Origin of the sequence: Tateyamaria sp. (genome assembly GCF_039940735.1) — a bacterium.
Taxonomy (GTDB): Bacteria; Pseudomonadota; Alphaproteobacteria; order Rhodobacterales; family Rhodobacteraceae; genus Tateyamaria.
In genome coordinates this window covers 37,303-63,390 of the sequence record NZ_JBDVGB010000074.1, presented here as the reverse complement: position 1 = coordinate 63,390, position 26,088 = coordinate 37,303, and the positions used below count along the sequence as shown (strand labels likewise).

Below are 26,088 nucleotides of genomic sequence, written 5' to 3'. Positions count from 1 at the left end.
GCCATCAATCTGGTCATACGCTTGGAAATCACCGAAATACTTCGTGATCGCCGCTGTCAGCGTTGTCTTACCGTGGTCAACGTGGCCAATCGTGCCAATGTTAACGTGCGGTTTGTTACGTTCAAACTTTTCCTTTGCCATAATTATACGACGCCCTTTTCAATCTGAGCGGGGCGCGCGCCCCGGATTTACATGGCGGCGCATTTATTGCGAACGAGTGAAGAAATCAAGCGTTTCCGGACTGATATCTTCCCGCAAAGTTACGCCCCGAAGGCAGCGACGCAGGCGCGTTATCCGTCCGGCCCAAACAACGCTTGGCGTGTTGAATTGGCGAAACCATTCACAGTGCCCTTGTAGTCGTTTTCGATACTGGGCGTCGTGGCCAGCCCAATAACAGACACGCCACGGAAATTTTCAGTATTTCCAACAACCCGAGACGACGGCACTACGATTGCGCCCGAATTGATATCTGTCACTGTGACTATGCCCGTCGCGGAACTTGTGCCAGCAACGATCCGTTCCGCAGGTGGGGCAAGACGCACTTGCTCTAGCCTTACATCCACTTTGACAGCGCGCCCATCAGGGTTACTTTTCGAAGCCAACGCCGCCGAAACCGCAGTCGTGAAATCTGCTTCAAGCTGTTGTGTCGAGACACTTAGCGCACGCCCTTCGACCCCCGTAGAAAGCCCCGATGCGTCCACAGTCACCGCCTGAACGTTCAACGCCGTGGTATCTCCCTCGGTGCGAATCGATGGTGTATCGCAGGCCGCAAGCCCAGCGCAAAAAAGCCCTGCCAGAAGCAGTCGCAGCTTAATCGCAACACCAGAACGTCGCCCAAAACCAAGGGCCTTTTTCGAAACGGTAGGCATATTCTGCTCCTAGTTTTCAGGTCAAGCTTAGCTGGCGGCGGGTGCGGCGCCATCGGCAACGTCCACCGGAGTATCAGGGACGAACCAACCTTCTTCGCTTTGCTGGCGCACAAGATAGCGTTCAATCGCCTTGGCCGCGTTTTGGCTCAGTTCAGTCAGTTGTTCTTCGGCTGTCATTGTAAAGCCGGTACCGATGATAGGGGCAGTCCCGAAGGTTTCCAAAACAGTGATCTGTTTCGGTTTGTCGTTCAATTTCTTGCCGGCCGCATCGTCCCAAACAGTCACATTTAGGATCATCGCGGACTTAGGAGCCAAAACCAGCGGAATGCCCGGAGGTGCCAAGGCATACCCTTCGACCGAAATGCCAAAATGATAGCGGCTTTCACCAGTGTAGCGGCCAAAACGTTCCGCGATGGCGGCGCGCACGGATTCGGTTAGCTGTTCCTCGGTGGCTTTCCGACTGACCGGGCTGCGTTGCACTTCAGAGGCGACAACGATGTTGTGCTCTAGTCTGAAATCGCCAAGCGGCACAGGCGCGTCTTTAAGATCAGCGGTGCTGCTACAGGCAGCGACCAATACCATCATCATCATGCCCAGACACAAACGCATCATCACCGTACACTCCTATTTCGTTGCTCATCGGGATAACGCAGGTGCGACGTCGGTGCAATTGCGCTCGATACCGTCGGGCATATATGTTGCTTGCAACCGAAGGAGGTCAAAATGTCTGACACCGCCATGCCCCCCCGCCTGCCCGTCCGTGTTCCTTTGGTGAACGAACCTTGGGGAATGTGGAAAAGCCTTGCCATGGCGCGTACCAACGTGCTGCGCATTATCCCAGAGGTCGCAACGACGCAGCCAATGGTTTCGGGGCGAACCGGCAAACGATGGCACATGGTGATGGACCCCGGCGCCATTCGTCAGATGCTTTTGGATAAGTTAGATAATTACCCCAAGTCCCTTGTGACAAAGAACCTGCTGAAACCTGCCATCGGCGATTCACTGTTCGTGGCCGAAGGTGCGCATTGGCGTTGGCAACGACGCACTGCGGCCCCAGTGTTCACACATCGTAATATGATGAACCTTGCGCCCATTATGACAGCTGCGGCAGAACGTGCGACCGACCGCGTTGCAACGGCGGGCCCACGCGCCGTTAACTTCCTAGACGAGATGGTCACGACCACCTTTGACGTTATCGCGGATGTCACATTTTCCGGTGGGGATACGTTTGACCGCGACGGCGTGCACAACGCTATTGATGACTACATATCGGAAGCTGGCAAAATTTCGTTGTTCGATATTCTGGGCGCACCCGATTGGGTGCCGCGCCCCGGGCGGGTGATGTCCGGAAAGGCCATGCGCGACATGAAATCCGTCGCCGACCGCGCCATCGAAGATCGCGCGGCCCGTGGTCCCGGCGATGTGCCCGACCTATTGGATTTGTTGCTGGGCGGTGAAGATCCCAAATCGGGCCGTAAAATGAACACGGCCGAGCTTCGAGACAACTTGCTGACGTTTATCGTGGCCGGGCACGAAACAACCGCGCTCACGCTGGCGTGGTCCATGTATCTGGTCGCCTTTGATCAAGACGTGCAGGACGCCGCCCGGGCCGAAGCGCAATCGGTCCTGCAAGGCCGCGCCGCCACTGGCGAGGACGTCAAACAGCTGCCCTTGATCCGCCAAATTATCGACGAAGCGTTGCGCCTTTATCCGCCCGCCGGTGTGGTTTCACGCACTGCGATGGCAAACGACGTGCTATGTGGGCGTGCAATTCGCAAAGGCGACACCGTAATGTTGCCGATCTATGCGCTGCACCGTTCAAAGGTGTTGTGGGATGATCCGGACGCGTTCCGCCCTGATCGTTTTGCAGACCCAAAGGCGGTTGATCGCTATGCCTATCTGCCGTTCGGAGACGGGCCGCGCATTTGCATTGGGGCATCTTTCGCGCTGCAAGAGGCAGTGATCATCCTTGCCACGATGCTGTCCCGCTTCAAGGTCAAACCCGTGCCGGGGCGCGACCCGGAACCCGTGATGATCCTTACGTTGCGCCCGGATGGCGGCGTTTGGTTAACAGCCGAACCCGTCTAGCGGCCCATCAGCGCCGACCGTTTGTCGTTAGTTGAATTTGTTGTCCCGAGGGAAACCACGCGGCGCCATGCGCCCTGCCCCAGCACGTTTACCTTGCCACTCTGCCAGTTCGGTTTCCGTGCGGGTGCGCCCGGCCGGGTCGCTCCAGCTCAGGCCCTCGGCGCGGGTGAATGTCGTCGCATCGCTTAGGCCGCCGTCTTTGTATTTTTGCAGCCGCACGCCCTTGCCACGTGCCATTTCGGGCAGTTCATCTAAGCCAAACACCAACACTTTACGGTTTTCACCCACCACAGCGACACTGTCACCGATCACAGGTTTACACACCGACAAGGCCACATCGCCACGTACATTCAAAACGTGTTTACCCGAACGCGTCTGTGCAATCACCTCGTCCTCGGGAACCACAAAACCGTCACCCGCGCTTGAGCCCACAAGCAGCTTGCGCCCCGGTTTGTGGATCAAAATGGAATGGATTTGCACATCATTGGGCAAGTCGATCATCAAGCGCAGCGGTTCGCCCATACCGCGACCGCCCGGCAAATTAGACGCCGACAACGTATAAAAACGCCCATTGTTGCCCACGACAATCAAACGGTCCGTAGTTTCCGCATGGAAGGTAAAGCGTGGGCCGTCGCCGTCTTTGAATTTTAGTTCGCGCGTCAAATCGATGTGGCCGGTCATCGCGCGAATCCAGCCCATATCACTGCACACCACTGTAATCGGCTCACGGTCGATCATGGCCTCAAGCGGGACGTCTTCGATTGCGCCCGCTTCGGCGAAAGTGGAACGACGTGCGCCGCCCGCCCAATCCTTACCAAACTGTTTCTTGGTCGCTTTCAATTGCTCGGAAATCGCGGTCCACTGCACGCCTTCGTTTTCCAACAAATCTTCGAGCCCGGCGCGTTCTTCCAAAAGAGCCGTCTGCTCGCGCAGCAACTCGACCTCTTCGAGGCGGCGCAAAGATCGCAAACGCATGTTGAGGATCGCTTCGGCCTGCACATCGCTAAGATCGCCTTCGCTTGGGCCGGGAGTGACATAGTCTGCTTCGTTCATGGCGCGAGGATGATCCAAGGACCAATCTTCGCGCATCAACCCGGCCTTTGGGTCGTCGTCATAGCGGATGATATCGATGACACGATCAAGGTTAAGGAAAGCGACAATCAACCCTTCCAAGACCTCAAGACGGTGGTCGATTTTTTCCATCCGATGTTCAGAACGACGGATCAACACCTCGCGACGGAAATCAAGGAACGCGCGCAGCACTTCCTTCATCGAGCAGACCTTGGGCGTGACCCCATCGATCAACACATTCAGGTTCAGCGAAAAGCGCACTTCAAGGTCGGAATTGCGATACAGCATTCCCATCAGCACATCGGGGTCGACATTTTTCGAACGCGGTTCCAGCACAAGGCGGATGTCGTCAGCAGATTCGTCGCGCACGTCAGCCAGAATCGGGATCTTTTTGGTTTGGATCAGTTCAGCCAGCTTTTCGATCAGCTTGGACTTTTGAACTTGATAAGGAATTTCAGTGACAACGATTTGCCACTGACCACGCCCCATGTCTTCGACCTCGTACCGACAGCGCAGGCGGAACCCGCCCTTGCCGGTGCGGTAGGCCTGCGCAATTTGATCGGCAGGTTCGACAATGATGCCGCCTGTCGGAAAATCCGGGCCCGGCACGAAATTCAGTAGCGTATCATCGCGTGCATCTGGCGTCTTGATCAGATGCAGACAGGCGTCACACAGTTCGGCAATGTTATGTGGCGGAATATTGGTAGCCATACCGACCGCGATACCGCTTGATCCGTTGGCCAGCAGATTCGGGAACTGCGCAGGCAGGACAGCCGGTTCGGTTAAGGTACCGTCATAATTTTCGCGGAAATCAACGGCGTTTTCGGTCAACCCATCCAGCAGCGCTTCGGCTACGGCGGTCATGCGCGCTTCGGTATAGCGCGACGCGGCGGGGTTATCGCCATCGATGTTGCCAAAGTTGCCCTGCCCGTCAACCAACGGATAGCGTACGTTGAAGTCTTGGGCCAGCCGGGCCATGGCATCATAAATCGCAGCGTCCCCGTGCGGGTGATAGTTGCCCATCACATCGCCAGAAATCTTAGCTGATTTGCGGAATCCTCCGCCCGAGGCCAGTCGCAATTCGCGCATGGCATAAAGGATGCGGCGGTGCACGGGCTTCAGCCCATCGCGTGCATCCGGCAAAGCCCGATGCATAATCGTGGACAACGCATAGGTCAGATACCGATCACCAAGCGCACGGCGCAACGGTTCGGACGGGTTCATGTTGGGGGCATCGAGCTCATCTGACATAGATGCTGTGTAACGGGCGCGCTTTGATGCGACAAGCGTTCAAGACCGCTTTATGTGACCCTCAATGTCGTTTCAGCCCCCAACGCCGTTGCGCTGACACAACAAAACCCCGCTACGGGGAAAAAATTCCTCAGTTTACCAGTGCCCGAAAAGAACAACTCTGTTAGAAATTCTTTATGCCGTCAACGATATGAAACAGTGACGGTGGGGCTGTGTATGTTTGGGGACTACTTGTCATGATGCGCTTTATCTTGGTCACTTTTGCTTTTTTGGCAGTCGCCTTCTATCAAATGAGCGGTGGCGCTGACTTTGATAAAGAAGAAACGCGTCTTGCCCGCATCGATGCCCCGAGCGAAATCACGCAGCAACCATTGGACACGGCGGACGTCGCATGGACCAACGCGCCCGTTCCTGAAAACGTGACCCGCGTTGCGCTTAACCTGACAACAGTCGACGAGGCTGATTCTCGGACCGATGCTTTGCGCACGATACCTGCCAAGGCGACGCCGAAGGCCGAAGAAGTGGCGACCACAAACGGCGTCAGCGAAGAAGAACCGACAATCATTTTGCCTAGCCTGATCGTGGACCGTCCGGTGATCACGCGTGTGGACTTTGGAAACGATGCCGACACTGATACCGCGTCCGGCGACTTTGATGTGCGTGCCGTCACCGGCAACAGCGTGAACGTACGCGGTGGCCCCGGCACAGACTTTTCGGTCGTCAACCGTCTGACACGTGGCGACCAAGTCGAGATCCTGCAAGACCCCGGCAACGGTTGGGTACAGATGCGCCCTGTGGGCGGCGGCACTGCTGGCTGGATGGCGGATTTCCTGCTGAGCAACGGCTGAACAGTTGTATCACGCGCTCAAGCGTGACTAAACCTGCGCCCAACAGACAAGGGCGCGACATATGACTGACAAATCTATCCTTATCACCGGGTGTTCATCCGGAATCGGCTATGCATCCGCCATTGGCTTGCGCGACGCAGGGTGGCGAGTGTTCGCATCTTGCCGCAAGGCCGACGACTGCGCCCGCCTGCGCGCAGAAGGGTTTGAAAGCCCCCTGATCGATTATGCCAACGACACGACAATCAAAGCAGGCCTTGCCGAAGTGTTAGACGCGACAGGTGGCACGCTGGACGCCCTATTTAACAATGGTGCTTACGGCATGCCCGGCGCGGCCGAAGATTTGCCCACAGACTCGTTGCGCGCGATTTTTGAGGCCAACTTTTTCGGCTGGCACGAATTAACCCGCGCCATCATCCCCGTGATGCGAAAACAGGGACATGGGCGAATTGTGCAATGCTCATCTGTTTTGGGCTTTGTCACGATGCCATGGCGCGCCGCCTACAACAGCACAAAATACGCGCTTGAGGGGCTGACTGACACGATGCGCATCGAAATGCGCGACACCCCTATTCATATCGTTCTGATCGAACCCGGCCCCGTGACCAGCAAATTCCGCACCAATGCCATTTCGCATTTCGAACACTGGATCGATTGGGAAGCGTCGCCCCGCGCCGAACAATATCGCACCAAGCTGCGCGCGAAACTGTACAAAGACAACGGCCCCGACCCATTCGAACTACCCCCCGAGGCGGTGGTGAAAAAACTGCGCCATGCGCTTGAATCGCCGCGCCCGCGCCCGCGTTATTTTGTGACCACGCCGACCTATATCATGGCGGCACTGCGCCGCATTCTGCCCACGCGCGCTTTGGATTGGGTGTTGGCTAAGGCCTAGGTCAACTTTGCGGCTCGCTTTTGGGCCGTGCTCCGCTACATCTGTCGTACAAGATAACAAGGACTGAAAAACGATATGACCCAGGACCCGCTTTTTATTCTGATCATGCTGGCCAGTGTGGCCGTCGTGGTGGTGTTGCTGTTGGGCCTTGGCGGCTTTGCCAAAGGGTCGGGTTGGGCAAAAAACAACGCCAACAAGTTGATGCGTTACCGGATTGGGGCGCAATTCGTGGCCGTTCTGCTGATCATAGCCTATGTATTTTTGCGCCAAAGCGGAGGGGAATAAGCAATGGTTGTTCTGAACAAGATTTACACAAAAACCGGCGATGCGGGCGAAACCGCCCTCGGCAATGGCTCGCGCGTTGCCAAACACGACATGCGCGTCACGGCCTATGGTACTTCGGATGAATTGAATTGCTTTGTGGGCGTGGCGCGCCTTGAGGCCACAGGCAATGTGGACGCAGCCCTAAGCCGTATTCAAAACGATCTGTTCGATCTAGGCGCAGACCTGTGCCGCCCCGATATGGAAAAAGACGCCGATGCCGAATACCCGCCCCTGCGCATGGCCGACACCCAAGTGGCGCGCCTAGAAAGCGAAATCGACGCGATGAACGACGCACTTGAACCGCTGCGCAGCTTTATTCTGCCGGGCGGGTCGGCGTTGTCTGCGCACTTGCATGTGTGCCGCACGGTTGCACGGCGGGCTGAACGGTTGGCCGTTGAATTGGCCGCGATGGAAACCGTGAATGCCGCCGCCGTGAAATACCTAAACCGATTAAGCGATTGGTTTTTTGTCGCCGCGCGCATCGCCAACAACGGTGGCAAAGATGATGTGTTATGGATTCCGGGGGCAAATCGCGACTAAACGGCGGCCTTTTGGGTAACTTTCGTCTCACATCAAGGTCAAACGCGGCGTCCCTGAACCGTGACGTGACGATTTTGTCCTGTTTCAGCCGCGATGGGTTGGGTAAACCAAACGGGATCACCTATCTTTCAAGGTAGGACGAGTCGTTAATTTAAGAGAGGAACGCTCATGAAGGTGCTTGTGCCCGTCAAACGCGTGATCGACTACAACGTGAAAGTGCGCGTCAAAGCGGACGGATCGGGTGTGGATCTCGCGAACGTAAAAATGTCGATGAACCCCTTTGACGAAATCGCCGTCGAACAGGCGATCCGTTTGAAAGAAGCCGGACAGGCCGAAGAAATCATCGCCGTCTCGATTGGCGTCAAGCAGGCGCAGGAAACGTTGCGTACCGCTTTGGCCATGGGTGCGGATCGCGCAATTCTTGTGATTGCGGCAGATGATGTACACACAGACATCGAACCGCTTGCAGTTGCAAAGATCCTCAAGGGTGTCGTCGACGAAGAACAGCCCGGCCTTGTGCTGTGCGGCAAACAGGCGATCGACAACGACATGAACGCCACCGGCCAAATGCTGTCCGCCCTGATGGGCTGGAGCCAAGCAACCTTTGCCTCCGAAGTCGAGATCGCTGGCGACAAAACCAAAGTCACGCGCGAAGTGGACGGCGGTTTGCAAACGATTGAGGTCAACATGCCCACGATCATCACCGTGGACTTGCGCTTGAACGAACCACGTTATGCGTCACTGCCCAACATCATGAAGGCCAAGAAAAAGCCTTTGGATGAAAAGACAGCGGCCGACTATGGCGTTGATCCCGCACCGCGTCTGGAAGTTGTGAAAACGACCGAACCAGAAGCGCGTTCCGCAGGCATCAAAGTGGGTTCAGTGGATGAACTTGTAGAGAAACTTAAAGAAGCGGGGGCTGTGTAATGGCTGTACTTCTTCTGGCAGAAATCAACGACGGTGTTTTGGCAATGGACGCCACAGCCAAAGCTGTGACGGCAAGTGCTGCATTGGGCGATATTGTCGTTCTGGCGGCAGGTGCCACCTGTGCTGATGCCGCCACCGAAGCCGCGACAATTGCCGGTGTGTCCAAGGTGCTGTGCGCCGAAGACGCGCTTTATGGCAAGCGTTTGGCCGAACCTGTGTCTGATCTGATTGTGTCGCTTTCTGGCGATTATGATCACATCGTCGCCCCCGCAACGACAGACGCCAAAAACGTCATGCCACGCGTCGCCGCCTTGCTTGATGCGATGGTGATCTCGGATGCGACAGCGGTGATCGATGCCAACACGTTTGAACGACCGATCTATGCAGGCAATGCGATCCAGACTGTGAAATCTGGCGATGGCAAAAAGGTCATCACCTTCCGCACATCGACTTTCGATGCAGCCGCAACCGGTGGCTCTGCTTCGGTCGAGAACATTGCAGCGGCAGCCGATCCGGCCTTGTCGTCATGGGTCGAGGACAAAGTCGCCGCCTCGGATCGTCCAGAATTAACGTCGGCAGGCGTCGTCGTATCCGGTGGACGCGGTGTTGGATCAGAAGATGACTTTGCGCTGATTGAAAAGCTGGCGGACAAACTGGGTGCAGCCGTAGGCGCATCACGCGCAGCGGTCGATTCGGGCTATGCACCGAACGACTGGCAAGTGGGCCAAACGGGCAAGGTCGTCGCACCTGATCTTTACGTCGCAGTCGGTATTTCAGGTGCGATTCAGCACCTTGCCGGTATGAAAGACAGCAAGATCATTGTTGCGATCAACAAAGACGAAGAAGCACCAATTTTCCAAGTTGCCGATTACGGTTTGGTTGCTGACCTGTTTACCGCGGTGCCGGAACTGATCGAAAAGCTTTGATTTAAGAAACAAAGTGCAAAAAAGGCCCGCAGCAGCGATGCAGCGGGCCTTTTTATTTTAAAGCAACGGCTTAAGAATAGGCGTCAGTTTCTTTGCAATGTCTCTATGGACCTGCGGACCTAACATTTTGCGTGCTGCCGGCATATCCAACTCGGACAAGACCATGCCATCTGTATTCGCATCCTGTGCAGCATCCGGGGCGACAACTTCGACATACTCTGTCGCCAAGGGGATGACCTGATCCAACATGTCACGGGTGATAAACGCCGGGTCGGAGTTGACGTCGTTACCAACATTTTCTGGACTAAATTCGCTGGCCCACAGCAGGATTGACTTGCCCGAAATTTGACCAAGAACCAGCCGCATCCGCGCAATCCAAGCAGTGCGCAATTCGTCGACAACCGGTTGAAAACGTTCCGGTGAAACTGTCAAAAGACGCGTCAGCATGTGATTGGTAAAGTTAAACTCTGCAAAATCCACATCCCGATAGATGGCACGTAACAGCGGCGACGCCTCAACAAAGCGATCATTGCGACGCGGGTGCACCCGGTAAAAGCGATTGGACATATTACGCGGGCTAGTGATTTGTATCACAGTGGCGCGCGCAATTGTTGTGACTTCGCGCAAATATGCATCCGTAGCGAACACATCGACCCCACCGTTCACGCTGCCGAAGTTCACACAGGTCATACCCAGGTCAGATTCGACGACGGCAGGGAACGGCGATTGAATGAATTTTCCGTAAGTCGTTGTTCCGCCAAAAAAAGCAACAAACGGCTTGTCTATCGCGCGCTTTGGGCCACGAAACAGAACCTTCGAATTGCCATATCTACATGGCAAATAATCGAGTCCCCCCGGACGTAATGCGTCATAACTCATAATTCCCACTCTCTTTAGATTACCCAAAGGCAATTTCGCACAAGAGGTTTGCCATTTCCCTAACCAAACATGACGATTTTGAGACAACGGCAACACTTGCCCCCGCATGCGCCCTGCCCTTATGATGCGGCGTTTCTCATAGGGGTCGTTATGGACATTCAATCCGTTGGAATCGTTGGCGCGGGGCAAATGGGCAATGGAATTGCACATGTTATGGCGCTTGCCGGCTATGAAGTGATGCTAAACGACATCTCAAGTGACACGCTGAATGCGGCTATACACACAATTGATCGCAATCTTGAACGTCAGGTCAGCCGAGAAAAGATCAGCGCCGCAACTAAAGCAGCTGCAATGGCGCGCATAACTACAACGACGACATTGGGCGACTTGGGACAGAATGACCTGATCATCGAGGCCGCAACAGAACGCGAGACCGTGAAGCAAGCGATTTTCGACGAGTTACTGCCACACCTCAAACCATCAACGATCCTGACTTCGAATACCTCTTCGATTTCGATTACCCGTCTGGCCAGCCGCACGGACCGCCCCGAGAAGTTTATGGGTTTTCACTTCATGAACCCTGTTCCCGTCATGCAATTGGTCGAATTGATTCGTGGGATCGCCACGGACAGTGAAACGTTTGAAGCCTGCAAGGCGGTTGTCGATAAGTTGGGTAAGACGGCGGCGACTGCAGAAGATTTTCCTGCCTTTATCGTCAATCGAATACTGATGCCGATGATAAATGAGGCCGTTTATACCCTCTACGAAGGCGTGGGATCTGTGTCTTCAATCGATTCGTCTCTGAAACTAGGCGCCAACCACCCTATGGGGCCATTAGAGTTGGCAGACTTCATCGGTTTAGACACATGTCTGGCAATTATGAATGTCTTGCATGACGGGTTGGCAGACACCAAATATCGGCCTTGTCCGCTTCTAACCAAATATGTTGAAGCTGGGTGGCTAGGGCGTAAAACTCAACGCGGATTTTATGACTACCGGGGCGAAGTCCCGGTTCCGACGCGATAGCGGCGGAGCGTTTTCCGTGTCGGAAAACGGCCCGAAAATATGACATTTTCCGCCCGAGGCGGATGTCAGCCATCCAACTTAAGCGTATGCTCGCGCAGCCAAGCCATGAACCCTCTGGGATCGCCGTTCCATTTCTCGACATCTTCCTGCGGCAAAGGATGCCCCACAATCGGCCCCTGAGGTTTGTTTAGCGAAAACACGATCTCGTGCAGCAATAGCCCCTGACGCAACATAGGCGATATCCGATTTGCAATCTGATATGCTCGGCTGTTTTGACCGGGAAACTTCATCGGCACGACAGTTGCACCAGAACGGCGGATCAATTGCGCTGTAAACGCAGACCATTCCCCTTCGACGGCATCGCCCCACCATGTTTCAGACGCCGCGACACCACCTGACGGAAACAGCGCAACCACGCCGCCCGCTTTCAAATGCGCCATCGCGTTGGCACGCATTTCAACGCCTTTACGCTGCGCATCTTGGTCATGCGGAAAAGGCACAGGGATCATGTATCCGCCAGCCACTTCGTCGATCGCGGTCAGCAAGGACCGCGTCAAAATTCTATAGTCAGGTCGCACGCGACCAATAAGGTCGGCAAAAATCATGCCATCCACCATGCCATGCGGGTGGTTTGCAACAACGATCACCGGACCCTCTTTGGGGATACGATCCAATTGATCTTGTGGGGTCGTCAATTCGATCCCCATCACGTCCAGTGCCGCCCGCCAAAAGGCTTGCCCAGTCGGAGCGCCCCGGCGTTCAAACTTGCGGATCAAACGCAAAATAGTGATTTTGCCAGTGAAGGCTTCCATCACACGGATAAAGACGGCTTTCCAAGGATCTTTAAAAGTCGAGGCATATGACAAGCTCCGCCTATCATATTTGGCAAAACTGACCGTTTCCGGTTCAGTCACATTGGCCGTGTCTCTCGTGCTGTCGACCAAGGGTGTCACCTCTTTAACGTTAACATGCCGCACCGTAACGGTTCAGGCCTCTTCCCCGAACTTATCTGCCACCAAAGCAGTAAGCGCCTCGGCCAATGCATCTGCATCCGGACCCGAAGTTTCGATGTCAATAAAACTTCCAATCGACGCTGCCAACATCAAAAGCCCCATAATGCTGTCGCCTGATGCAGTCATGCCATCCCTGTTGATGACGGCCCGGGCGTCAAACGCCTCGACAACCTCGACAAGCTTAGCCGAGGCACGCGCGTGCAAGCCCTTAATGTTGATGATTTCGACTGTGAATTGAGCCATAACTATTTGTCTGCACTTATGTTTTGACTGTCTATGTATTTCTTACCCGCATCCAGAGCCAAACGCACTGCATCGGTCACGTCCAGTTGGCGGCTTTTTGCAAGTTTCAACAACATGGGCAAGTTTGCACCATAGAGTATGCGCCGGTTCTTTGGTCGGCAGGCCATTAAGCTTAAGTTGGAAGGTGAACCGCCAAACAAATCTGTCACCATAACAACGCCGTCGCCTGTATCGACGTCGTCGGCGGCTTCGCAAATCTCAACTTCTTTACGTGTGCGATCGTGATCCGATTCAATGGCAATGGCGCGCATGCCTGATTGCGGCCCTACGACATGCTCGATGGCACGCAGGTATTCCCCAGCAAGCCCTCCGTGGGCAACAATCACAATGCCAATCAAACTTAAACCTCTTCGCGTTTTTGGCGATCCAGTTCTCGGTGGCGAATAGACACCTGCCAGCCGTGCTCTGCAAGGGCTGCACCCAAGGTTTCGGCCATTGCAACGGAACGATGTTGCCCGCCCGTACAGCCCAAAGCCACTGATAGGTGCGATTTGCCTTCCGCGAGGTAGGCTGGCAACAGCCACAGCATCATATCGAGCAGTTTTGTTTCAAATTCACTGGCGCGCGGGTCACTGCGGATATGATCGCGCACAGCTGCGTCTTGGCCCGTGTGATTTCGCAACTTGGGTTCCCAATACGGGTTTTTCAGGAAGCGGCAATCAAACACCATGTCAACCGAACGCGGCAATCCACGTTTGTAACTAAAGCTTTGCACGGACACCGACAATTGGCTGTGATCACCTTTGGAAAACCAATGCTCCACCTCAGCGCGCAGTTGATGGACGTTCAAATTTGAGGTGTCGATTAGGATGTCCGCGCAGGCCCGAAGTGGGCTAAGCAGTTCTAATTCGCGCTGTACGCCAGCCTCGACTCGGTCAGCCTCTGCCAATGGATGGCGACGACGGGTTTCCGAAAACCGGTTCAATAGCACATCAGTGCGGCAATCCAGATACAACAGCTCCGCCATCAATCCAGGAACAGAACCGATTTGCCCAAGCGCATCCATGACCGACGCAACAGAAAAATCCCGGTTGCGGGGGTCAATTCCCATCGCCACAGGCTTGTCCGGGATTGGATTTTTCAACAAGTCGCCGATCAGACGCAATGGCATATTGTCGATCGCTTCATAGCCCAGGTCTTCTAACGCTCGGATAGCGCTTGACCTGCCCGCGCCGGACGGACCGGTCACCAAAACAAAGCGGCAGGCGTCGGGAGTATGTTCGGCTACGCTCATGTCGGTTCCTGTCTCGCACCCTTCAAATACTGAAGAATTGCTGCCGGCCACGCCGGGTTGTCTACTTTGTTCAGGGACTGACGGTACAGACCCAAAAACTCCAATTTTCGCGACTGTGGCAGTCGTTCTGTTTCTGTTTGGTCCAGATTGATGACAAGAACAATCTCTGCCTCGGTGGTTTTCGCCTTCAATATTCCCACGCCACGCGCTTCGATCAATCCTTTGATGGTCTCAGGTGCGGACGCCCAAAGCACGTCCCCGCGTCGGGTGAGTATCGTTTGATCATCCGCAATCAGTTGACAGCCCAAAGCCATCAGCTGCAAAGCCAACGACGATTTTCCGCGCCCAGAGGTCCCAGTTATCAAAACACCCATATCATCCAAAGCGACGGCCGTTGCATGCACGTGCATTTGGTCATTCATCTCAGGTCAGACCGGCAAACCTACGACAAAACGTGCGCCCAGCGGTTCAGAAGTAATGTCAGCATCTGTCGGGCGGATATTTTCCGCCCAGATCACACCGCCATGCGCTTCGACAATCTGCTTTGAAATCGCGAGACCAAGACCAGAGTTATTTCCAAAATGCTCATCTGGGCGTTGTGAATAGAAGCGTTTGAAAATCTTGGTCAACGCCTGATTTGGGATACCAGGACCGGTATCTTCGATAACGACCAACACACGGTTTTCGCGTTTACGAGCCCAGATACGGATAGCGTCCCCATCTTCGCAGAAAGAAATAGCGTTCGTGATAAGGTTCACAAAGACCTGCGCAAGCCGGGCCTCAAGGCCTTGAACTTCGATCGAAGTTTCGGGCAGGTCCGATATGAATTCGATGCCTTTTCCTTTAGCATCTTCGCCCAAATATTGGCTAAGATTACCCAACATATGCAACAAGTTGAACGCTTCTTCTTCTTCCTTGACCAATTCGCTGTCGAGCCGCGACGCGTTTGATATGTCGCTCACTAGACGGTCAAGGCGACGCACATCATGGTCAATCACATCCAGCAGTTTTTTGCGTTGGTCATCTCGTTTAACCATGTGCAACGTACCAACGGCCGAGCGTAACGAGGCCAGCGGGTTTTTGATTTCATGCGCGACATCGGCTGCAAACTGTTCGTTGCCATCGATACGATTATAAAGTGCCGAGATCATCCCACGTAATGCGCCAGATAATCGTCCGATTTCATCCGGTCGCCCCGTCAAATCGGGAATGCGGATGCGCCCCGGATTAACCTTTTTGGCATTCTTATCACGCCCCAATTCGGCCGCAGCGGCAAGATCAGCCAATGGGTTGGCGATTGTAGAAGCCAACACAAGGCTCAGACCGATAGACACCAGCGTCGCGATGACAAACATCTGCAGGACCCGCTCGCGCTCGCTCCGGACCGTCGCATCAATTTCACCTGATGCGCTCATCAAAGCGACGACGCCGACGGCAGTCCCACCCTGCTGAACAGGCGTCACGACACTGAACAAAGTGCCACCTGCGCCGTCCAATCCTTCGCTAACCTGCGTTTCACCATTTAAAGAGCCAGCCACCAAAGGCTTAAGCTGCTCCTCCATCGAGGGGGGCGCTTCTTTTTCGGCGGCAAATGGGCCGGATATGATGTTCCATAGCCAGCTTAGCCCATCCGTCAGCGGCGCCAGATCTTCACCGGGGGACGGAGCCGGCTGCAACGGGGCAAGAGTCCCCTCGCTATTCGCAACCAGATTGTCGGTGACATCAAACACGAAAACCTCGTGCCCACGGCGCAAATCCAATTCCGCTAGGGTTGCATCCACATCGATGCCATCGCCCGTCGCAAGATTAACCGGAGCGCCCAATGGCAACTTCGCTTCGATCACGTCTGCAACCAGTTCGGCCTCGGCCACAAGAGCAGCGATACGCTGCACAGCCAGACTGTCACGTGTGGAATTCAAATACAAAATGCCCGCAACGAGAACGTTAAGGGCGATCAGATTAAACGTAATGATTTTGCGCGCCAAAGGCGATGTGCGCAACGAAAACAGACCGCGCCGAGCACGGTCGTCTTGCAGTTCGGACGAGGCTGCGGTTTCTGGCGCAACCCAGTCTTCCCCAAGAACGACGTCCCCGTCATGCGATGGTGGGGTGCTCATGTCCCGCACGTTGGTCCCCTTGGTCAGTGCCAAAACTGGCGCGTTTATTCTTCGTTGTAACGGTAACCGATACCATAGAGCGTCTCAATCGCAGAGAACGTATCATCCGCAGTGCGCATCTTCTTGCGCAAACGTTTGATGTGACTGTCGATTGTACGGTCATCTACATAAACTTGGTCGTCATAGGCCACGTCCATCAGTTGGTCGCGTGACTTAACGAAACCGGGCCGTTGCGCAAGCGCTTGCAACAACAGGAATTCCGTCACGGTTAGCGACACATCTTTGCCCTTCCAGGCGACGGCGTGGCGCAAAGGATCCATACGCAGATCGCCGCGATCCATCACCTTGGTTTCTTCGGTGGTACCTACCTCGTCCGTTGCCACAGCATCCTGACGGCGCAGCAGCGCGCGGATGCGTTCAACCAGAAGCCGTTGAGAAAACGGCTTTTTCACGTAGTCGTCGGCCCCCATGCGCAAGCCCAAAACCTCGTCGATTTCATCGTCCTTAGACGTCAGGAAAATCACCGGCATCGTCGTCTTCTGGCGCAAGCGCTGCAACAAATCCATGCCGTCCATGCGTGGCATCTTGATGTCCAGCACAGCCATGTCCGGAAGGCGCTTGTTGAACGCATCTAACGCCGCCTGCCCATCGTTATATGTTTCCACCTCAAAGCCTTCAGCTTCAAGCGTCATAGATACCGACGTCAGGATATTCCTGTCGTCATCCACCAATGCAATCCTTGACATTGCCTGTTTCCTTATACTGCTCGTTTTTATTTATTTTCCATCATTGTCCAGCTTTTGGCCCGTCGAATCAATGGATAAGTGCGAATCACCCATGAATTGCCGCCTTACTGTCGCCAGAAAATGATTAGGAATGGCTAAATTGCCGCACATTTTCATTGCACCACCCTCCTGCCCGCAAATGTTTGCGCAATCGTTTGCGATGGTGGCGCTAACGTCGCCCAACTGCCTATTCCCCTTATGAATCTGCATGTTATGTCCTCGGCACCGGTGCGGTGAGGCCTTGTTCGAGGCGGTTCACTGGGCACCTTTACACACGAAACGCCAAAATGCGGTATCAGGAGAATTCAAATGACAATTGGACGGGTGAACCCACAGTTCCGACTGAAAGATCAAGGAATCGAGGGCCTCGGCAATGTTTATTACAACTTGATTGAACCCGCCCTGATTGAATGTGCCTTAGCCCGCAAGGAAGGCACATTGGGCAAAGGCGGCGCATTTCTTGTGACAACAGGAAAGTTCACAGGTCGATCGCCCAAAGACAAACATATCGTAAATACCCCAAGCGTGGCCGACCATATTTGGTGGGACAACAACGCCGCCATGTCGCCTGCGGGGTTTGATGCGCTTTATGAAGATATGTTGACCCACATGAAGGGGCGCGACTATTTCGTGCAAGATTTGGTGGGGGGCGCCGACCCGTCATATGCGATCAATGTGCGCATGGTGACAGAGATGGCTTGGCATAGCTTGTTCATCCGCCATTTGCTTCGCCGACCCGATGCTGACGATATCGCTGATTTCATGGCCGATTTCACAGTCATCAATTGCCCATCCTTTCAAGCTGATCCAGCCCGGCATGACTGCCGTTCCGAAACCGTGATCGCGATGAACTTTGATCGCAAACTGATCCTGATCGGCGGAACAGAATACGCAGGCGAAAATAAAAAATCTGTATTCACCCTGCTGAACTACTTGTTGCCAGAGCGCGGCGTCATGCCTATGCACTGCTCGGCCAACCACGCCCATGGCAATCCCGTCGACACGACCGTTTTCTTTGGCCTGTCCGGAACCGGAAAGACGACCCTGTCCGCAGATCCCGGACGCACGTTGATTGGCGACGATGAACATGGCTGGTCCGACCGAGGCACCTTCAACTTTGAAGGCGGTTGCTATGCCAAAACCATCAACTTGAATGCCGACGCAGAGCCGGAAATCTATGCCACGACACAGAAATTCGGAACGGTTATCGAAAACATGGTGTTTGATCCCGACACCAAAGACCTGGATTTCGAAGACGACAGCTTGACGGCAAACATGCGCTGCGCCTACCCGCTGCATTACATTTCGAATGCGTCCACATCGGCGCTTGGCGGCCACCCCAAGAACATCATCATGCTGACCTGTGACGCCTTTGGGGTTCTTCCGCCCATTGCGCGGCTTACACCGGCGCAGGCGATGTATCACTTTTTGTCCGGATTTACGGCCAAGGTTGCCGGAACAGAGCGCGGTGTGACCGAACCGCAACCGACATTTTCCACCTGCTTTGGCGCACCCTTCATGCCGCGCCGCCCCGAAGAGTATGGCAAGCTGCTACAAAACAAGATCGCCAAACATGGCGCATCCTGCTGGTTGGTGAACACCGGGTGGACAGGTGGTGCTTATGGCACTGGCAGCCGGATGCCAATTCGCGCCACGCGTGCGTTATTAACAGCAGCAATGGATGGAACCTTGGCAGCGGGAGAATTCCGCAAGGACGCCAATTTCGGCTTTGACGTTCCAGTGTCCGTGCCGGGCGTGGCCGATATTTTGCTGGACCCGCGCCGAACATGGGACAATGGCGATGCCTATGACCGGCAGGCAAACAAATTGGTCGATATGTTCTCAGACAACTTCGAACAATACCTGCCGCATATCGATGAGGATGTGAGGGCCGCCGCTATCGGATGATGGGCGGTGCCCGCGTGACTTATGCGGCTTCTGACGTCGCTTCGTTCAGTGGAATATCCAAAAGGTATTCCAGATCCTCGCGGCTGTTATAGGCTAAAAATGTATCAATCGGATCGTCGCGCCCGTCGACGATCCACTTCAACACACTGGGTTCAAGGTGCAGATACCCGATACGCGCGCCAAAGCCTTTGTATGCGACGACATTTAAAATAAACCCATAGATCCAATCCGGATCCCAGCGGTTCATCATCTCAAGCATCCCTGTTCGCCCAAAAACAGACGCAAGGCCAACACCGCGGTACTTGCCACGTTCTGGCGCAACCCAGAATTCACCGTGATAGGCCGCTGTCCCCTCAATGCGGTGCGTTCCAGGCGTTGCGCGAAACCGCGACAAATTCAAATCCACACCGGGTAGTGGGGGTGGAAAAGCACGAAACTGGCGCATCAAATAGCTACTCAACGGGCGTCCTGACAAACGAATGCGTTTGGCTGCCTGAGTGTGTATCAAGGTGCCATCTTCGCTACGGCCAATCATCCAAAACGCGTTACTTTTGTTCAGCCCGTGCAGCGTAGGGTCAAAAGGATCACCTAATTTCTGCATTGGCCGTTCTTCGGCAACGATCTCGCTGTATTCATCAAAATCACTACCGATTGTGATATCGATCCCTTGCGAGAACAGGATATTGCGGCTGGTCGCAATAAACGGGGCCGCATTTGCGGAAAATTGCATTGTCATGAATCATCTCCTTTGCCTTGTTAAAGCAAAGTTAAGATAAATTTATGGCAATTACCCGTAAATTACTCTCGCATGAGTAGTATTCCTGTCATGCGCACCATCCCACTACACATGCAAACTGCTAAAATTAATGCCTTTCGCGACAACGCTGGTCCGCAAGTTGCCCCAAACAGTCGCCAACACCCATGCGGCTTAACCTTGTTAAAGGTTCAAATCTTCGCGTGGACCACGTTTTGCAACTTGTTCGAAAAACGCGTCTTTCGGATCAAAGTCGGAAGGTATGATATCTGTTATGGACTTGCGCATTTCAGCATCCAAACCAGCGATATTTACATTCGACGTCGGCACAACCAAAGTCATCACCGCCGGAGACCCGTCCGGAAAAAATCCGGCCATCATAAGGCGTTGATAGACCATAGTGACCTGTTTTTCACCATGGGGCAGCGGCATGCGGGTATAAACATGGTCCAATCGCGCTGTTTGTGCCGTTTCAATATCGACAAAGGACTGGTCCAACATTTGACCAAGCTCTTCACCGGCAGGCAAACGCGCGATTGGTCTGCCAACGCTTGATCGCGCATAGTCGTGGCCAAACCACTTCACGTATGCGGATCGTTCTCCGAATTCGACGCATATCCAACCGTTTTCCGCATGACGAAAAACCAAAAGATGGGCACGCACATGTGCCAAATTCTGGTTTTCAATTTCACCCGACGCCATCATCCATGCGCGATAGGTTTCGCGCAGCAAAACCGATTCATCCTTCCAAATACTGCCCATAGCCTGTTGCTGCTGGTAGAATACCCAATCCCCTCGTCCAGTTTGCAGGTATTGCAAAGCGCCATAAGACCCCATTTCCCCGCGAGACCATGCACGAGAACGCGTCAACAATGCCTCCGCTTCAGGCAGTGCGGCATGGCCTTCATCTGTAAGCTCATATCGCCGATCGCTGACGTAAAATAACGGCTTACCTCGCAAGACTTCGAGTTGGGAAATATGGCGCCGAACGGTTTGGCGTGTACTGTTCAGTTCAGTCACAGCATGCGATAGATTCAAGGTGCGCGCCAACGTTGTGAAAGACCGCATCATTTCAAACAATAGCGGTTGATTCACATCAGGAAGGTTGGGCAATATATTTGTCACGGCGCGCCTTAATGTATTACTGGCAATACTATGAAGGTAAAATGATAATACATCAATGCAACATTTACGTGTACAAATCGAACACATCTAGCCAATTGAACCGTGGGTTGGGATCGACGATCACTTAAGTTGAAACAACCAGAGGTATCGAGTTCATGTCGCACCCCGTAGACGTCCATGTTGGAAAACGGCTCAAGCAAATCAGAACATTGCGCCGCATGTCGCAAACTGATGTTGCCAAAAAACTAAGTCTGTCTTTTCAACAGATTCAAAAATACGAAATTGGATCGAACCGTGTTGCTGCCAGCCGTCTGTTTGAACTGTCACGCATTTTAGACGTGCCCACATCGTATTTCTTTGAAGGCATCGACGAGGCGGATGTGTCCGTTCATAACGACAGTGGCCTTGACATCGTCAACGCGCTTGCCGCGATCGAAGACGATAAAATCAAGTCTCGGATCGTAACGTTCATTGAAGATGTTTCCGGTCTGACCGTTGCACGCCGCGCCTCCTAAGGCGATGTTATATCGACAAGACTGATCGCCGGATCAAATTAAAAACCGGCGATCAAAGGCACAGTTGGCGTTGCTAATTCAGTAGCCTTTTGTTTGGTCTGCTCATAAGACCTTTGCGCCCGATCTCATGGGCGCGACGGCATCGATCTAAAGTACGCCCTCATGGCGCTACTGCGCAGGCCATGTGCCGCACAGGTCTCTTTGCTTTTTCCCAGATTCAACACGATCGTCTTTATGCTGATCGTGGTTCGCAAATGCCGATGAACCGTCTCGGCAATTGCACACATCCAGCATTAAACAATGCCCAGTCGACTTGCTTGGGCAAGTAAGCCACCCATATCGGCAAGAACTGCAAGTCATAGCATTCCCGTTCACGGTATGCTTTCAGATCACACGACAAAATCATACACGAAACATTAAAACAATATATTACACCAAAACGAATATTTATTGCGCTGCACTTGCAGAATAGCTAGGCAGGTGCCGAGACCGAAGCAAGGGAAAGTTCGATGGCACATGATGGACAGGGACTAAGCAATGCGAAACCAGTTCTTCTGGACGATTTGCTTACACTGACGGGTGCCGCGAATGCCCCAGTTGAGACAATCATGGAAATTGCACGGACAAAGCTGCGCTCAGAATTGAGTGTAGATGGGCGTGTGTCAGCTGCCCTTGTAGAACAACATCAAACTGCAGCGCACGGCTTGGCCTGGCTTGCGACCTATGCGCAATCGTTAAGGCAGATGCACAAATGGGCCAGCGAACTAAACGCTCAGGCCAAATTTGGCGAGGTTGAGGCGCTGATTCTACAGATCGCTTTTGGTGAATACCTTTGGCAGATCTACGGTGGCCTCCAGATGAACCAAGGCGAAATCCTGCGACTACAGGACATGGGCCTGACCCAAGATGAAATGCGCGGAATGATGGAACCCGCCGTCATCGCCTTGACGCAAGGTGGAAATACCCAAGCCGCCCGGGTGCGGTTGGTAGAATTGATGCAGGAACGCAATGCTGACATCACAGTTGGTTCTTCGGGTCTTGATGACGAATTAGAAATGATCCGTGAGCAATTTCGCCGCTATGCCATCGAAAACGTCGAACCCTTCGCGCACGATTGGCACCTGAATGACGAACTTATCCCGATGCAGATCATCGAAGACCTTGCTGAAATGGGCGTCTTTGGGTTGACGATTCCCGAAGAATACGGCGGTTTTGGGCTTTCCAAAGCGTCGATGTGCGTGGTCAGCGAAGAGTTGTCGCGCGGATATATCGGAGTCGGCTCGCTCGGCACACGCAGCGAAATCGCAGCCGAACTCATCATTGCCGGAGGGACAGACGAACAAAAAGCGAAATGGCTGCCGCGGATTGCCAGCGCCGAAACGCTGCCAACAGCTGTATTCACCGAACCAAACACTGGGTCAGACCTTGGGTCATTGCGCACCCGGGCGGTCAAAGTGGGCGAAGATTACCAGATTACTGGGAACAAGACGTGGATCACCCACGCCGCGCGAACCCATGTCATGACATTGCTGGCCCGCACAGACCCGTCCACAACGGATTATAAAGGTCTGTCGATGTTTCTGGCCGAAAAGACACCGGGCGATGACGCCATTCCCTTTCCTACCGACGGCATGACAGGGGGCGAAATAGAGGTCTTGGGATATCGCGGAATGAAGGAGTACGAACTGGCTTTTGACGGCTTCGCGGTAAAAGGTGAAAACCTGTTGGGTGGCGAAGAAGGCAAGGGCTTCAAACAACTGATGGAGACGTTCGAATCTGCTCGTATTCAGACCGCTGCACGCGCGATCGGCGTGGCACAGTCAGCGCTCGATATTTCGATGCAATACGCCCAAGATCGCAAACAATTTGGAAAAGCACTGATCGCATTCCCTCGCGTCGCCAACAAACTGGCAATGATGGCAGTCGAGATTATGATTGCACGTCAGCTCGCCTATTTTTCAGCTTTCGAAAAAGACGAAGGACGGCGCTGCGATGTAGAAGCAGGGATGGCCAAATTGCTCGGCGCGCGTGTGGCATGGACTGCGGCGGACAATGGATTACAAATTCATGGAGGGAACGGGTTTGCACTCGAGTACAAGATTTCGCGTGTCCTGTGCGACGCCCGCATTCTCAATATCTTTGAAGGTGCAGCCGAGATTCAGGCCCAAGTGATTGCGCGCAGGTTGCTCAGCTAAGCGCCGCATTTTCTGATATCAGAAAATGGCTTGGACACGGCTCACCGCCAACAATTGGTGAACCACGCAATGGTTGCATCGATGTTGCAGGTTGTTGGAAAAGCCGTTTGATCCGGATTGGCACCCTAACGCTGTGCAACGATACGACACGAAAGCGGCGGTAAAAATGCCTCGCGGTCTTTCACGGCCACCTTCATGCACGCGGCCAACGCATTAACCTTTGCTTGCTCCGCAGTTTCGCCTTTTTGAGCCGCATGAGCACCGTTGCCTGAAACCGCAAAAGCAACCGGGCCGGGGGTCATCTGAAAACGAACAAACATGGCCGATATGCGTTCCGTCACAGGCATATCCAAACCTTGCACGACGCTCAGTTCATTGCGGACTTCAACGACGCGACAATCTTGGCCCTCATTCGCGCACCACGCCATCGCGTCGGCTTTTGCGGTGTCCTCATCCAAGAAATCTTTCGTCCAACCAAAGGCAGTCTCGCCCCGCGCAAAAACGGACACACCGCGCGTCCCTTTGGCCCAGCGATCATACCGCAACTGCATCTCATCTGACATTCGTTGTGCTTGAGGGGGGCGGATCACACTTACCGCCGCAGGTCCTTGCCCATCCGAGCCAACCAATTGCCAGAGATTCAGACCAGCCAGCACGACAAGCCCGGCAAGCAAGGCAAGCACGTCTATTGTCGTCAAAGAAAATCGCCGCTTCAGCATGGCTCCCCCATCAAATATACCGCAACCCATCCCAAGCATTCCACACGGACGCCCACAACATAGGCATAAAAACGTAGCAGTTGTGCGACAAAGCGCCCAAAACCTGTGGCAATGATGCTTTGTGTTGCACCACAACATACTAGTGCGTATCCAAATCGTATGGCTAAAGCACCTCTTTCACCAGCGGCGTGGATTGACGCCGGTCTTGCGCAACTTACGCTCTCTGGGCCGCTGGCCTTGCGGGCAGAACCTCTTTCGCGCCATCTCAAAACGTCTAAGGGGTCGTTTTACTGGCACTTCAAAGACGTGCCCGCGTTTCAAGCCGCCCTGCTTGCACAATGGCAAGACCGCGCTTTGGCGCAACTTGGCGATGATGCAATGCTGGATGGATCTGACACCGACAAAATGATCCGCTTTGGCCAAAGCGTGCAGAATGACACAGCTGGCCCAGCCTTGCGTGCTTGGGCCCAAGCGGACTCATCCGTTGCAAAGGCCATCGCAACTGTAGATGCCGCTCGTTTGAAACACCTAACCGGCCTGATGATTGACATCGGCGTGCTCAACGAAGATTTCGCACTGGCGGCCTACGGCACCCTCGTTGGCCTAAAGCAGATGCGCAACGATGACGGAGACGCATTGGTCGCCTTTGCAGCCCTTGTTGATCTGGTCATGGCACTGAAATGATCCGCGCGACCATTGCTTTGCTGGCCATCGTGTCTGGCTGCCAACAGGACGAGACTGTTGCAGCTTACGGCCCTGTGGACGTGACTTGGCAGCTAAATTCGCTTAATGGAGCGCCTTTTAATGCGCGCGCAAACATCACGTTTACCGAAGGCGGGAATTTTTCAGGGCAAGCCCCCTGCAACAGCTTTTCCAGCGCCAGCAGCCTCCCCTATCCTTGGTTTGAAGCCGGACCAATTCTGGCGTCCAAGGCGGCCTGCCCCGAATTGGCCGAAGAAACGGCATTCTTCGAAGCCCTTTCATCAATGTCGCGCGCCATTTTCGACAATGATCAGCTTGCCATGGCCAATGACGAGGGCGGCGAAATGGTATTCACAGCGTCCGAATGAACGCGTCAACGAAACGCATCCGTGCATCTGGCAAGGGGCGATGCCCCAAATCAGGGGCAAGGTGGTTATTCAAAAAATAGCCCGTCGTCACAAACGCCCGCGCGACCTCTGGGTCTTGCGCCTCTCCCTGCCCAAGCAAGACAGGTGGCAATGGCAGCAACCGCGTTGCCCATTTCCCAGCCCCTGCCCTCGACACTGCGCGCCCCGACTTAGGTGACACAAAGGCAAGGTCCTCGGCCCCTCCCGTGACGGCACAGGCGCTCAGATCAAGCCCGAACCCCATGTCCTCAAGCAAGGCCACCTCCCATCGAAGATACGCGAGCGGCCAAATCTCGTTCTGCCCCAAAAGGTCCAAAAGCTGCTCGGTACGGCGATAAAGCGCGCCATGCGCCTCGCGATCGGGCAGACAGAAACTCAATAACCCAGTAACTGCGTTCAATCCCGCCAAAGCCAATCGGTCGTTCATCACAAGGGCTGCTCGGCTGCGCACAGGCTCCACAGCAAATGTACCAATGTGGTCCTCAAGGCGGGCGCGCCAAGCGACATCTAATTGTGCACCGGGTTGCAGGATAGGCGCAACCTTACGGCTGGTGCCACCGCGCACAATGCCTGCATGACGGCCGCGATCTTCAGTGAATACATCAATAATGGCGCTTGATTCACCGTGGCGGCGCACGCTGAGCAATATGCCAGTGCCGCGCCAATCCAT

Annotated in this window: 30 protein-coding genes; 13 read left to right on the top strand and 17 right to left on the bottom strand. The window is 54.3% G+C overall.

What is annotated here, in order from left to right:
* From ABJF76_RS16315 to ABJF76_RS16305, 3 genes are all read right to left on the bottom strand, one after another.
* Window positions 1–141, bottom strand: a 141-nt coding sequence (locus tag ABJF76_RS16315) for a GTP-binding protein (protein ID WP_413819269.1), incomplete at its 3' end; no start/stop codon positions are given.
* A 149-nt stretch (window positions 142–290) separates the two neighbouring features.
* On the bottom strand, window positions 291–869 hold the full coding sequence (locus tag ABJF76_RS16310; RefSeq protein ID WP_413820477.1) for a hypothetical protein: 579 nt from the start codon (window positions 867–869) through the stop codon (window positions 291–293).
* 27 nt (window positions 870–896) lie between these two features.
* Entirely contained in the window at window positions 897–1,481 is a 585-nt protein-coding gene (locus tag ABJF76_RS16305) for a hypothetical protein (RefSeq protein WP_413820476.1), read from the bottom strand.
* A gap of 111 nt (window positions 1,482–1,592) precedes the next feature.
* On the opposite strand from ABJF76_RS16305, the gene ABJF76_RS16300 reads away from it, so the two are divergent.
* On the top strand, window positions 1,593–2,957 hold the full coding sequence (locus ABJF76_RS16300; RefSeq protein ID WP_413820475.1) for a cytochrome P450: 1,365 nt from the start codon (window positions 1,593–1,595) through the stop codon (window positions 2,955–2,957).
* Between the two features lie 27 nt (window positions 2,958–2,984).
* Here the strand turns inward: ABJF76_RS16300 and ABJF76_RS16295 are convergent, their stop codons facing one another.
* Window positions 2,985–5,279 carry a DNA topoisomerase IV subunit A gene (locus tag ABJF76_RS16295; RefSeq protein WP_413820474.1) on the bottom strand — a complete coding sequence of 765 codons (2,295 nt, stop codon included), beginning with the start codon at window positions 5,277–5,279 and terminating at the stop codon, window positions 2,985–2,987.
* A gap of 236 nt (window positions 5,280–5,515) precedes the next feature.
* Here ABJF76_RS16295 and ABJF76_RS16290 point away from each other — a divergent pair, with 236 nt between their 5' ends.
* From ABJF76_RS16290 to ABJF76_RS16265, 6 genes are all read left to right on the top strand, one after another.
* A complete protein-coding gene (locus ABJF76_RS16290) occupies window positions 5,516–6,127 on the top strand; it encodes an SH3 domain-containing protein (protein ID WP_413820473.1) in 612 nt (203 codons plus the stop codon).
* A gap of 61 nt (window positions 6,128–6,188) precedes the next feature.
* Entirely contained in the window at window positions 6,189–7,019 is an 831-nt protein-coding gene (locus ABJF76_RS16285; protein ID WP_413820472.1) for an SDR family oxidoreductase, read from the top strand.
* A 75-nt stretch (window positions 7,020–7,094) separates the two neighbouring features.
* Window positions 7,095–7,304 carry a twin transmembrane helix small protein gene (locus ABJF76_RS16280; RefSeq protein ID WP_413820471.1) on the top strand — a complete coding sequence of 70 codons (210 nt, stop codon included), beginning with the start codon at window positions 7,095–7,097 and terminating at the stop codon, window positions 7,302–7,304.
* 3 nt (window positions 7,305–7,307) lie between these two features.
* Window positions 7,308–7,883, top strand: coding sequence for a cob(I)yrinic acid a,c-diamide adenosyltransferase (locus ABJF76_RS16275; protein WP_413820470.1), 576 nt, complete (start codon window positions 7,308–7,310; stop codon window positions 7,881–7,883).
* 168 nt (window positions 7,884–8,051) lie between these two features.
* A complete protein-coding gene (locus ABJF76_RS16270) occupies window positions 8,052–8,810 on the top strand; it encodes an electron transfer flavoprotein subunit beta/FixA family protein (RefSeq protein ID WP_413820469.1) in 759 nt (252 codons plus the stop codon).
* On the top strand, window positions 8,810–9,736 hold the full coding sequence (locus ABJF76_RS16265; RefSeq protein WP_413820468.1) for an electron transfer flavoprotein subunit alpha/FixB family protein: 927 nt from the start codon (window positions 8,810–8,812) through the stop codon (window positions 9,734–9,736). The genes ABJF76_RS16270 and ABJF76_RS16265 overlap by 1 nt, the downstream gene beginning before the upstream one ends.
* A gap of 57 nt (window positions 9,737–9,793) precedes the next feature.
* Here the strand turns inward: ABJF76_RS16265 and ABJF76_RS16260 are convergent, their stop codons facing one another.
* Window positions 9,794–10,615, bottom strand: a complete 822-nt coding sequence (locus tag ABJF76_RS16260) for a DUF6473 family protein (protein ID WP_413820467.1) — start codon at window positions 10,613–10,615, stop codon at window positions 9,794–9,796.
* Window positions 10,616–10,765: 150 nt separating this feature from the next.
* Here ABJF76_RS16260 and ABJF76_RS16255 point away from each other — a divergent pair, with 150 nt between their 5' ends.
* Window positions 10,766–11,641 (top strand): 3-hydroxybutyryl-CoA dehydrogenase, encoded by an 876-nt coding sequence (locus tag ABJF76_RS16255; RefSeq protein ID WP_413820466.1) that lies wholly within the window; start codon window positions 10,766–10,768, stop codon window positions 11,639–11,641.
* A 65-nt stretch (window positions 11,642–11,706) separates the two neighbouring features.
* Here ABJF76_RS16255 and ABJF76_RS16250 read toward each other — a convergent pair whose 3' ends face one another.
* Genes ABJF76_RS16250 through ABJF76_RS16215 form a run of 8 tightly spaced genes read right to left on the bottom strand, consistent with a single transcriptional unit; the run spans window position 11,707 to window position 17,303 of the window.
* Complete coding sequence (locus ABJF76_RS16250) at window positions 11,707–12,585, bottom strand: lysophospholipid acyltransferase family protein (protein ID WP_413820465.1); 879 nt, start codon at window positions 12,583–12,585, stop codon at window positions 11,707–11,709.
* 42 nt (window positions 12,586–12,627) lie between these two features.
* The gene (locus ABJF76_RS16245; RefSeq protein WP_413820464.1) at window positions 12,628–12,897 is read right to left on the bottom strand and encodes an HPr family phosphocarrier protein; all 270 of its coding nucleotides are present in this window, start codon (window positions 12,895–12,897) and stop codon (window positions 12,628–12,630) included.
* 2 nt (window positions 12,898–12,899) lie between these two features.
* The gene (locus ABJF76_RS16240) at window positions 12,900–13,295 is read right to left on the bottom strand and encodes a PTS sugar transporter subunit IIA (RefSeq protein ID WP_413820463.1); all 396 of its coding nucleotides are present in this window, start codon (window positions 13,293–13,295) and stop codon (window positions 12,900–12,902) included.
* Window positions 13,296–13,297: 2 nt separating this feature from the next.
* The gene (gene rapZ, locus ABJF76_RS16235) at window positions 13,298–14,191 is read right to left on the bottom strand and encodes an RNase adapter RapZ (protein WP_413820462.1); all 894 of its coding nucleotides are present in this window, start codon (window positions 14,189–14,191) and stop codon (window positions 13,298–13,300) included.
* Complete coding sequence (locus ABJF76_RS16230) at window positions 14,188–14,613, bottom strand: HPr kinase/phosphorylase (RefSeq protein ID WP_413820461.1); 426 nt, start codon at window positions 14,611–14,613, stop codon at window positions 14,188–14,190. Before ABJF76_RS16230 ends, rapZ begins: the two co-directional genes overlap by 4 nt.
* Before the next feature lie 6 nt (window positions 14,614–14,619).
* Window positions 14,620–16,308 carry a sensor N-terminal transmembrane domain-containing protein gene (locus tag ABJF76_RS16225; protein ID WP_413820460.1) on the bottom strand — a complete coding sequence of 563 codons (1,689 nt, stop codon included), beginning with the start codon at window positions 16,306–16,308 and terminating at the stop codon, window positions 14,620–14,622.
* A 44-nt stretch (window positions 16,309–16,352) separates the two neighbouring features.
* On the bottom strand, window positions 16,353–17,054 hold the full coding sequence (locus tag ABJF76_RS16220; protein WP_413820459.1) for a response regulator transcription factor: 702 nt from the start codon (window positions 17,052–17,054) through the stop codon (window positions 16,353–16,355).
* Window positions 17,055–17,084: 30 nt separating this feature from the next.
* Window positions 17,085–17,303 (bottom strand): hypothetical protein, encoded by a 219-nt coding sequence (locus ABJF76_RS16215; RefSeq protein ID WP_413820458.1) that lies wholly within the window; start codon window positions 17,301–17,303, stop codon window positions 17,085–17,087.
* A gap of 99 nt (window positions 17,304–17,402) precedes the next feature.
* On the opposite strand from ABJF76_RS16215, the gene ABJF76_RS16210 reads away from it, so the two are divergent.
* Entirely contained in the window at window positions 17,403–19,001 is a 1,599-nt protein-coding gene (locus ABJF76_RS16210; RefSeq protein ID WP_413820457.1) for a phosphoenolpyruvate carboxykinase, read from the top strand.
* A gap of 19 nt (window positions 19,002–19,020) precedes the next feature.
* Here the strand turns inward: ABJF76_RS16210 and ABJF76_RS16205 are convergent, their stop codons facing one another.
* Window positions 19,021–19,737, bottom strand: a complete 717-nt coding sequence (locus tag ABJF76_RS16205; RefSeq protein WP_413820456.1) for a hypothetical protein — start codon at window positions 19,735–19,737, stop codon at window positions 19,021–19,023.
* Between the two features lie 201 nt (window positions 19,738–19,938).
* Window positions 19,939–20,880 (bottom strand): helix-turn-helix domain-containing protein, encoded by a 942-nt coding sequence (locus ABJF76_RS16200; RefSeq protein ID WP_413820455.1) that lies wholly within the window; start codon window positions 20,878–20,880, stop codon window positions 19,939–19,941.
* 155 nt (window positions 20,881–21,035) lie between these two features.
* Between ABJF76_RS16200 and ABJF76_RS16195 the strand changes: the two genes are divergently transcribed.
* Together ABJF76_RS16195 and ABJF76_RS16190 are read left to right on the top strand one after the other, a co-directional pair.
* Window positions 21,036–21,395, top strand: coding sequence for a helix-turn-helix domain-containing protein (locus ABJF76_RS16195; protein ID WP_413820454.1), 360 nt, complete (start codon window positions 21,036–21,038; stop codon window positions 21,393–21,395).
* Between the two features lie 509 nt (window positions 21,396–21,904).
* Window positions 21,905–23,590, top strand: coding sequence for an acyl-CoA dehydrogenase family protein (locus tag ABJF76_RS16190; protein ID WP_413820453.1), 1,686 nt, complete (start codon window positions 21,905–21,907; stop codon window positions 23,588–23,590).
* Between the two features lie 125 nt (window positions 23,591–23,715).
* Here ABJF76_RS16190 and ABJF76_RS16185 read toward each other — a convergent pair whose 3' ends face one another.
* Window positions 23,716–24,309, bottom strand: a complete 594-nt coding sequence (locus ABJF76_RS16185) for a hypothetical protein (protein WP_413820452.1) — start codon at window positions 24,307–24,309, stop codon at window positions 23,716–23,718.
* 159 nt (window positions 24,310–24,468) lie between these two features.
* On the opposite strand from ABJF76_RS16185, the gene ABJF76_RS16180 reads away from it, so the two are divergent.
* Window positions 24,469–24,993, top strand: coding sequence for a TetR/AcrR family transcriptional regulator (locus ABJF76_RS16180; protein WP_413820451.1), 525 nt, complete (start codon window positions 24,469–24,471; stop codon window positions 24,991–24,993).
* Window positions 24,990–25,379, top strand: coding sequence for an META domain-containing protein (locus ABJF76_RS16175; RefSeq protein ID WP_413820450.1), 390 nt, complete (start codon window positions 24,990–24,992; stop codon window positions 25,377–25,379). Before ABJF76_RS16180 ends, ABJF76_RS16175 begins: the two co-directional genes overlap by 4 nt.
* Here the strand turns inward: ABJF76_RS16175 and recO are convergent.
* The gene (gene recO, locus ABJF76_RS16170) at window positions 25,363–26,088 is read right to left on the bottom strand and encodes a DNA repair protein RecO (protein WP_413820449.1); all 726 of its coding nucleotides are present in this window, start codon (window positions 26,086–26,088) and stop codon (window positions 25,363–25,365) included. The two genes, ABJF76_RS16175 and recO, sit on opposite strands and share 17 nt — an antisense overlap.

Coding starts and splice junctions, on each gene's coding strand:
- ABJF76_RS16230 (WP_413820461.1), bottom strand. CDS start 14,613: ATGAATGACCAAATGCACGTGCATGCAACGGCCGTCGCTTTGGATGAT.
- recO (WP_413820449.1), bottom strand. CDS start 26,088: ATGGATTGGCGCGGCACTGGCATATTGCTCAGCGTGCGCCGCCACGGT.
- ABJF76_RS16215 (WP_413820458.1), bottom strand. CDS start 17,303: ATGCAGATTCATAAGGGGAATAGGCAGTTGGGCGACGTTAGCGCCACC.
- ABJF76_RS16205 (WP_413820456.1), bottom strand. CDS start 19,737: ATGACAATGCAATTTTCCGCAAATGCGGCCCCGTTTATTGCGACCAGC.
- ABJF76_RS16265 (WP_413820468.1), top strand. CDS start 8,810: ATGGCTGTACTTCTTCTGGCAGAAATCAACGACGGTGTTTTGGCAATG.
- ABJF76_RS16175 (WP_413820450.1), top strand. CDS start 24,990: ATGATCCGCGCGACCATTGCTTTGCTGGCCATCGTGTCTGGCTGCCAA.
- ABJF76_RS16310 (WP_413820477.1), bottom strand. CDS start 869: ATGCCTACCGTTTCGAAAAAGGCCCTTGGTTTTGGGCGACGTTCTGGT.
- ABJF76_RS16260 (WP_413820467.1), bottom strand. CDS start 10,615: ATGAGTTATGACGCATTACGTCCGGGGGGACTCGATTATTTGCCATGT.
- ABJF76_RS16280 (WP_413820471.1), top strand. CDS start 7,095: ATGACCCAGGACCCGCTTTTTATTCTGATCATGCTGGCCAGTGTGGCC.
- ABJF76_RS16180 (WP_413820451.1), top strand. CDS start 24,469: ATGGCTAAAGCACCTCTTTCACCAGCGGCGTGGATTGACGCCGGTCTT.
- ABJF76_RS16245 (WP_413820464.1), bottom strand. CDS start 12,897: ATGGCTCAATTCACAGTCGAAATCATCAACATTAAGGGCTTGCACGCG.
- ABJF76_RS16255 (WP_413820466.1), top strand. CDS start 10,766: ATGGACATTCAATCCGTTGGAATCGTTGGCGCGGGGCAAATGGGCAAT.
- ABJF76_RS16295 (WP_413820474.1), bottom strand. CDS start 5,279: ATGTCAGATGAGCTCGATGCCCCCAACATGAACCCGTCCGAACCGTTG.
- ABJF76_RS16285 (WP_413820472.1), top strand. CDS start 6,189: ATGACTGACAAATCTATCCTTATCACCGGGTGTTCATCCGGAATCGGC.
- ABJF76_RS16300 (WP_413820475.1), top strand. CDS start 1,593: ATGTCTGACACCGCCATGCCCCCCCGCCTGCCCGTCCGTGTTCCTTTG.
- ABJF76_RS16290 (WP_413820473.1), top strand. CDS start 5,516: ATGATGCGCTTTATCTTGGTCACTTTTGCTTTTTTGGCAGTCGCCTTC.
- ABJF76_RS16225 (WP_413820460.1), bottom strand. CDS start 16,308: ATGAGCACCCCACCATCGCATGACGGGGACGTCGTTCTTGGGGAAGAC.
- rapZ (WP_413820462.1), bottom strand. CDS start 14,191: ATGAGCGTAGCCGAACATACTCCCGACGCCTGCCGCTTTGTTTTGGTG.
- ABJF76_RS16305 (WP_413820476.1), bottom strand. CDS start 1,481: ATGATGCGTTTGTGTCTGGGCATGATGATGATGGTATTGGTCGCTGCC.
- ABJF76_RS16185 (WP_413820452.1), bottom strand. CDS start 24,309: ATGCTGAAGCGGCGATTTTCTTTGACGACAATAGACGTGCTTGCCTTG.
- ABJF76_RS16270 (WP_413820469.1), top strand. CDS start 8,052: ATGAAGGTGCTTGTGCCCGTCAAACGCGTGATCGACTACAACGTGAAA.
- ABJF76_RS16220 (WP_413820459.1), bottom strand. CDS start 17,054: ATGTCAAGGATTGCATTGGTGGATGACGACAGGAATATCCTGACGTCG.
- ABJF76_RS16210 (WP_413820457.1), top strand. CDS start 17,403: ATGACAATTGGACGGGTGAACCCACAGTTCCGACTGAAAGATCAAGGA.
- ABJF76_RS16275 (WP_413820470.1), top strand. CDS start 7,308: ATGGTTGTTCTGAACAAGATTTACACAAAAACCGGCGATGCGGGCGAA.
- ABJF76_RS16195 (WP_413820454.1), top strand. CDS start 21,036: ATGTCGCACCCCGTAGACGTCCATGTTGGAAAACGGCTCAAGCAAATC.
- ABJF76_RS16190 (WP_413820453.1), top strand. CDS start 21,905: ATGGCACATGATGGACAGGGACTAAGCAATGCGAAACCAGTTCTTCTG.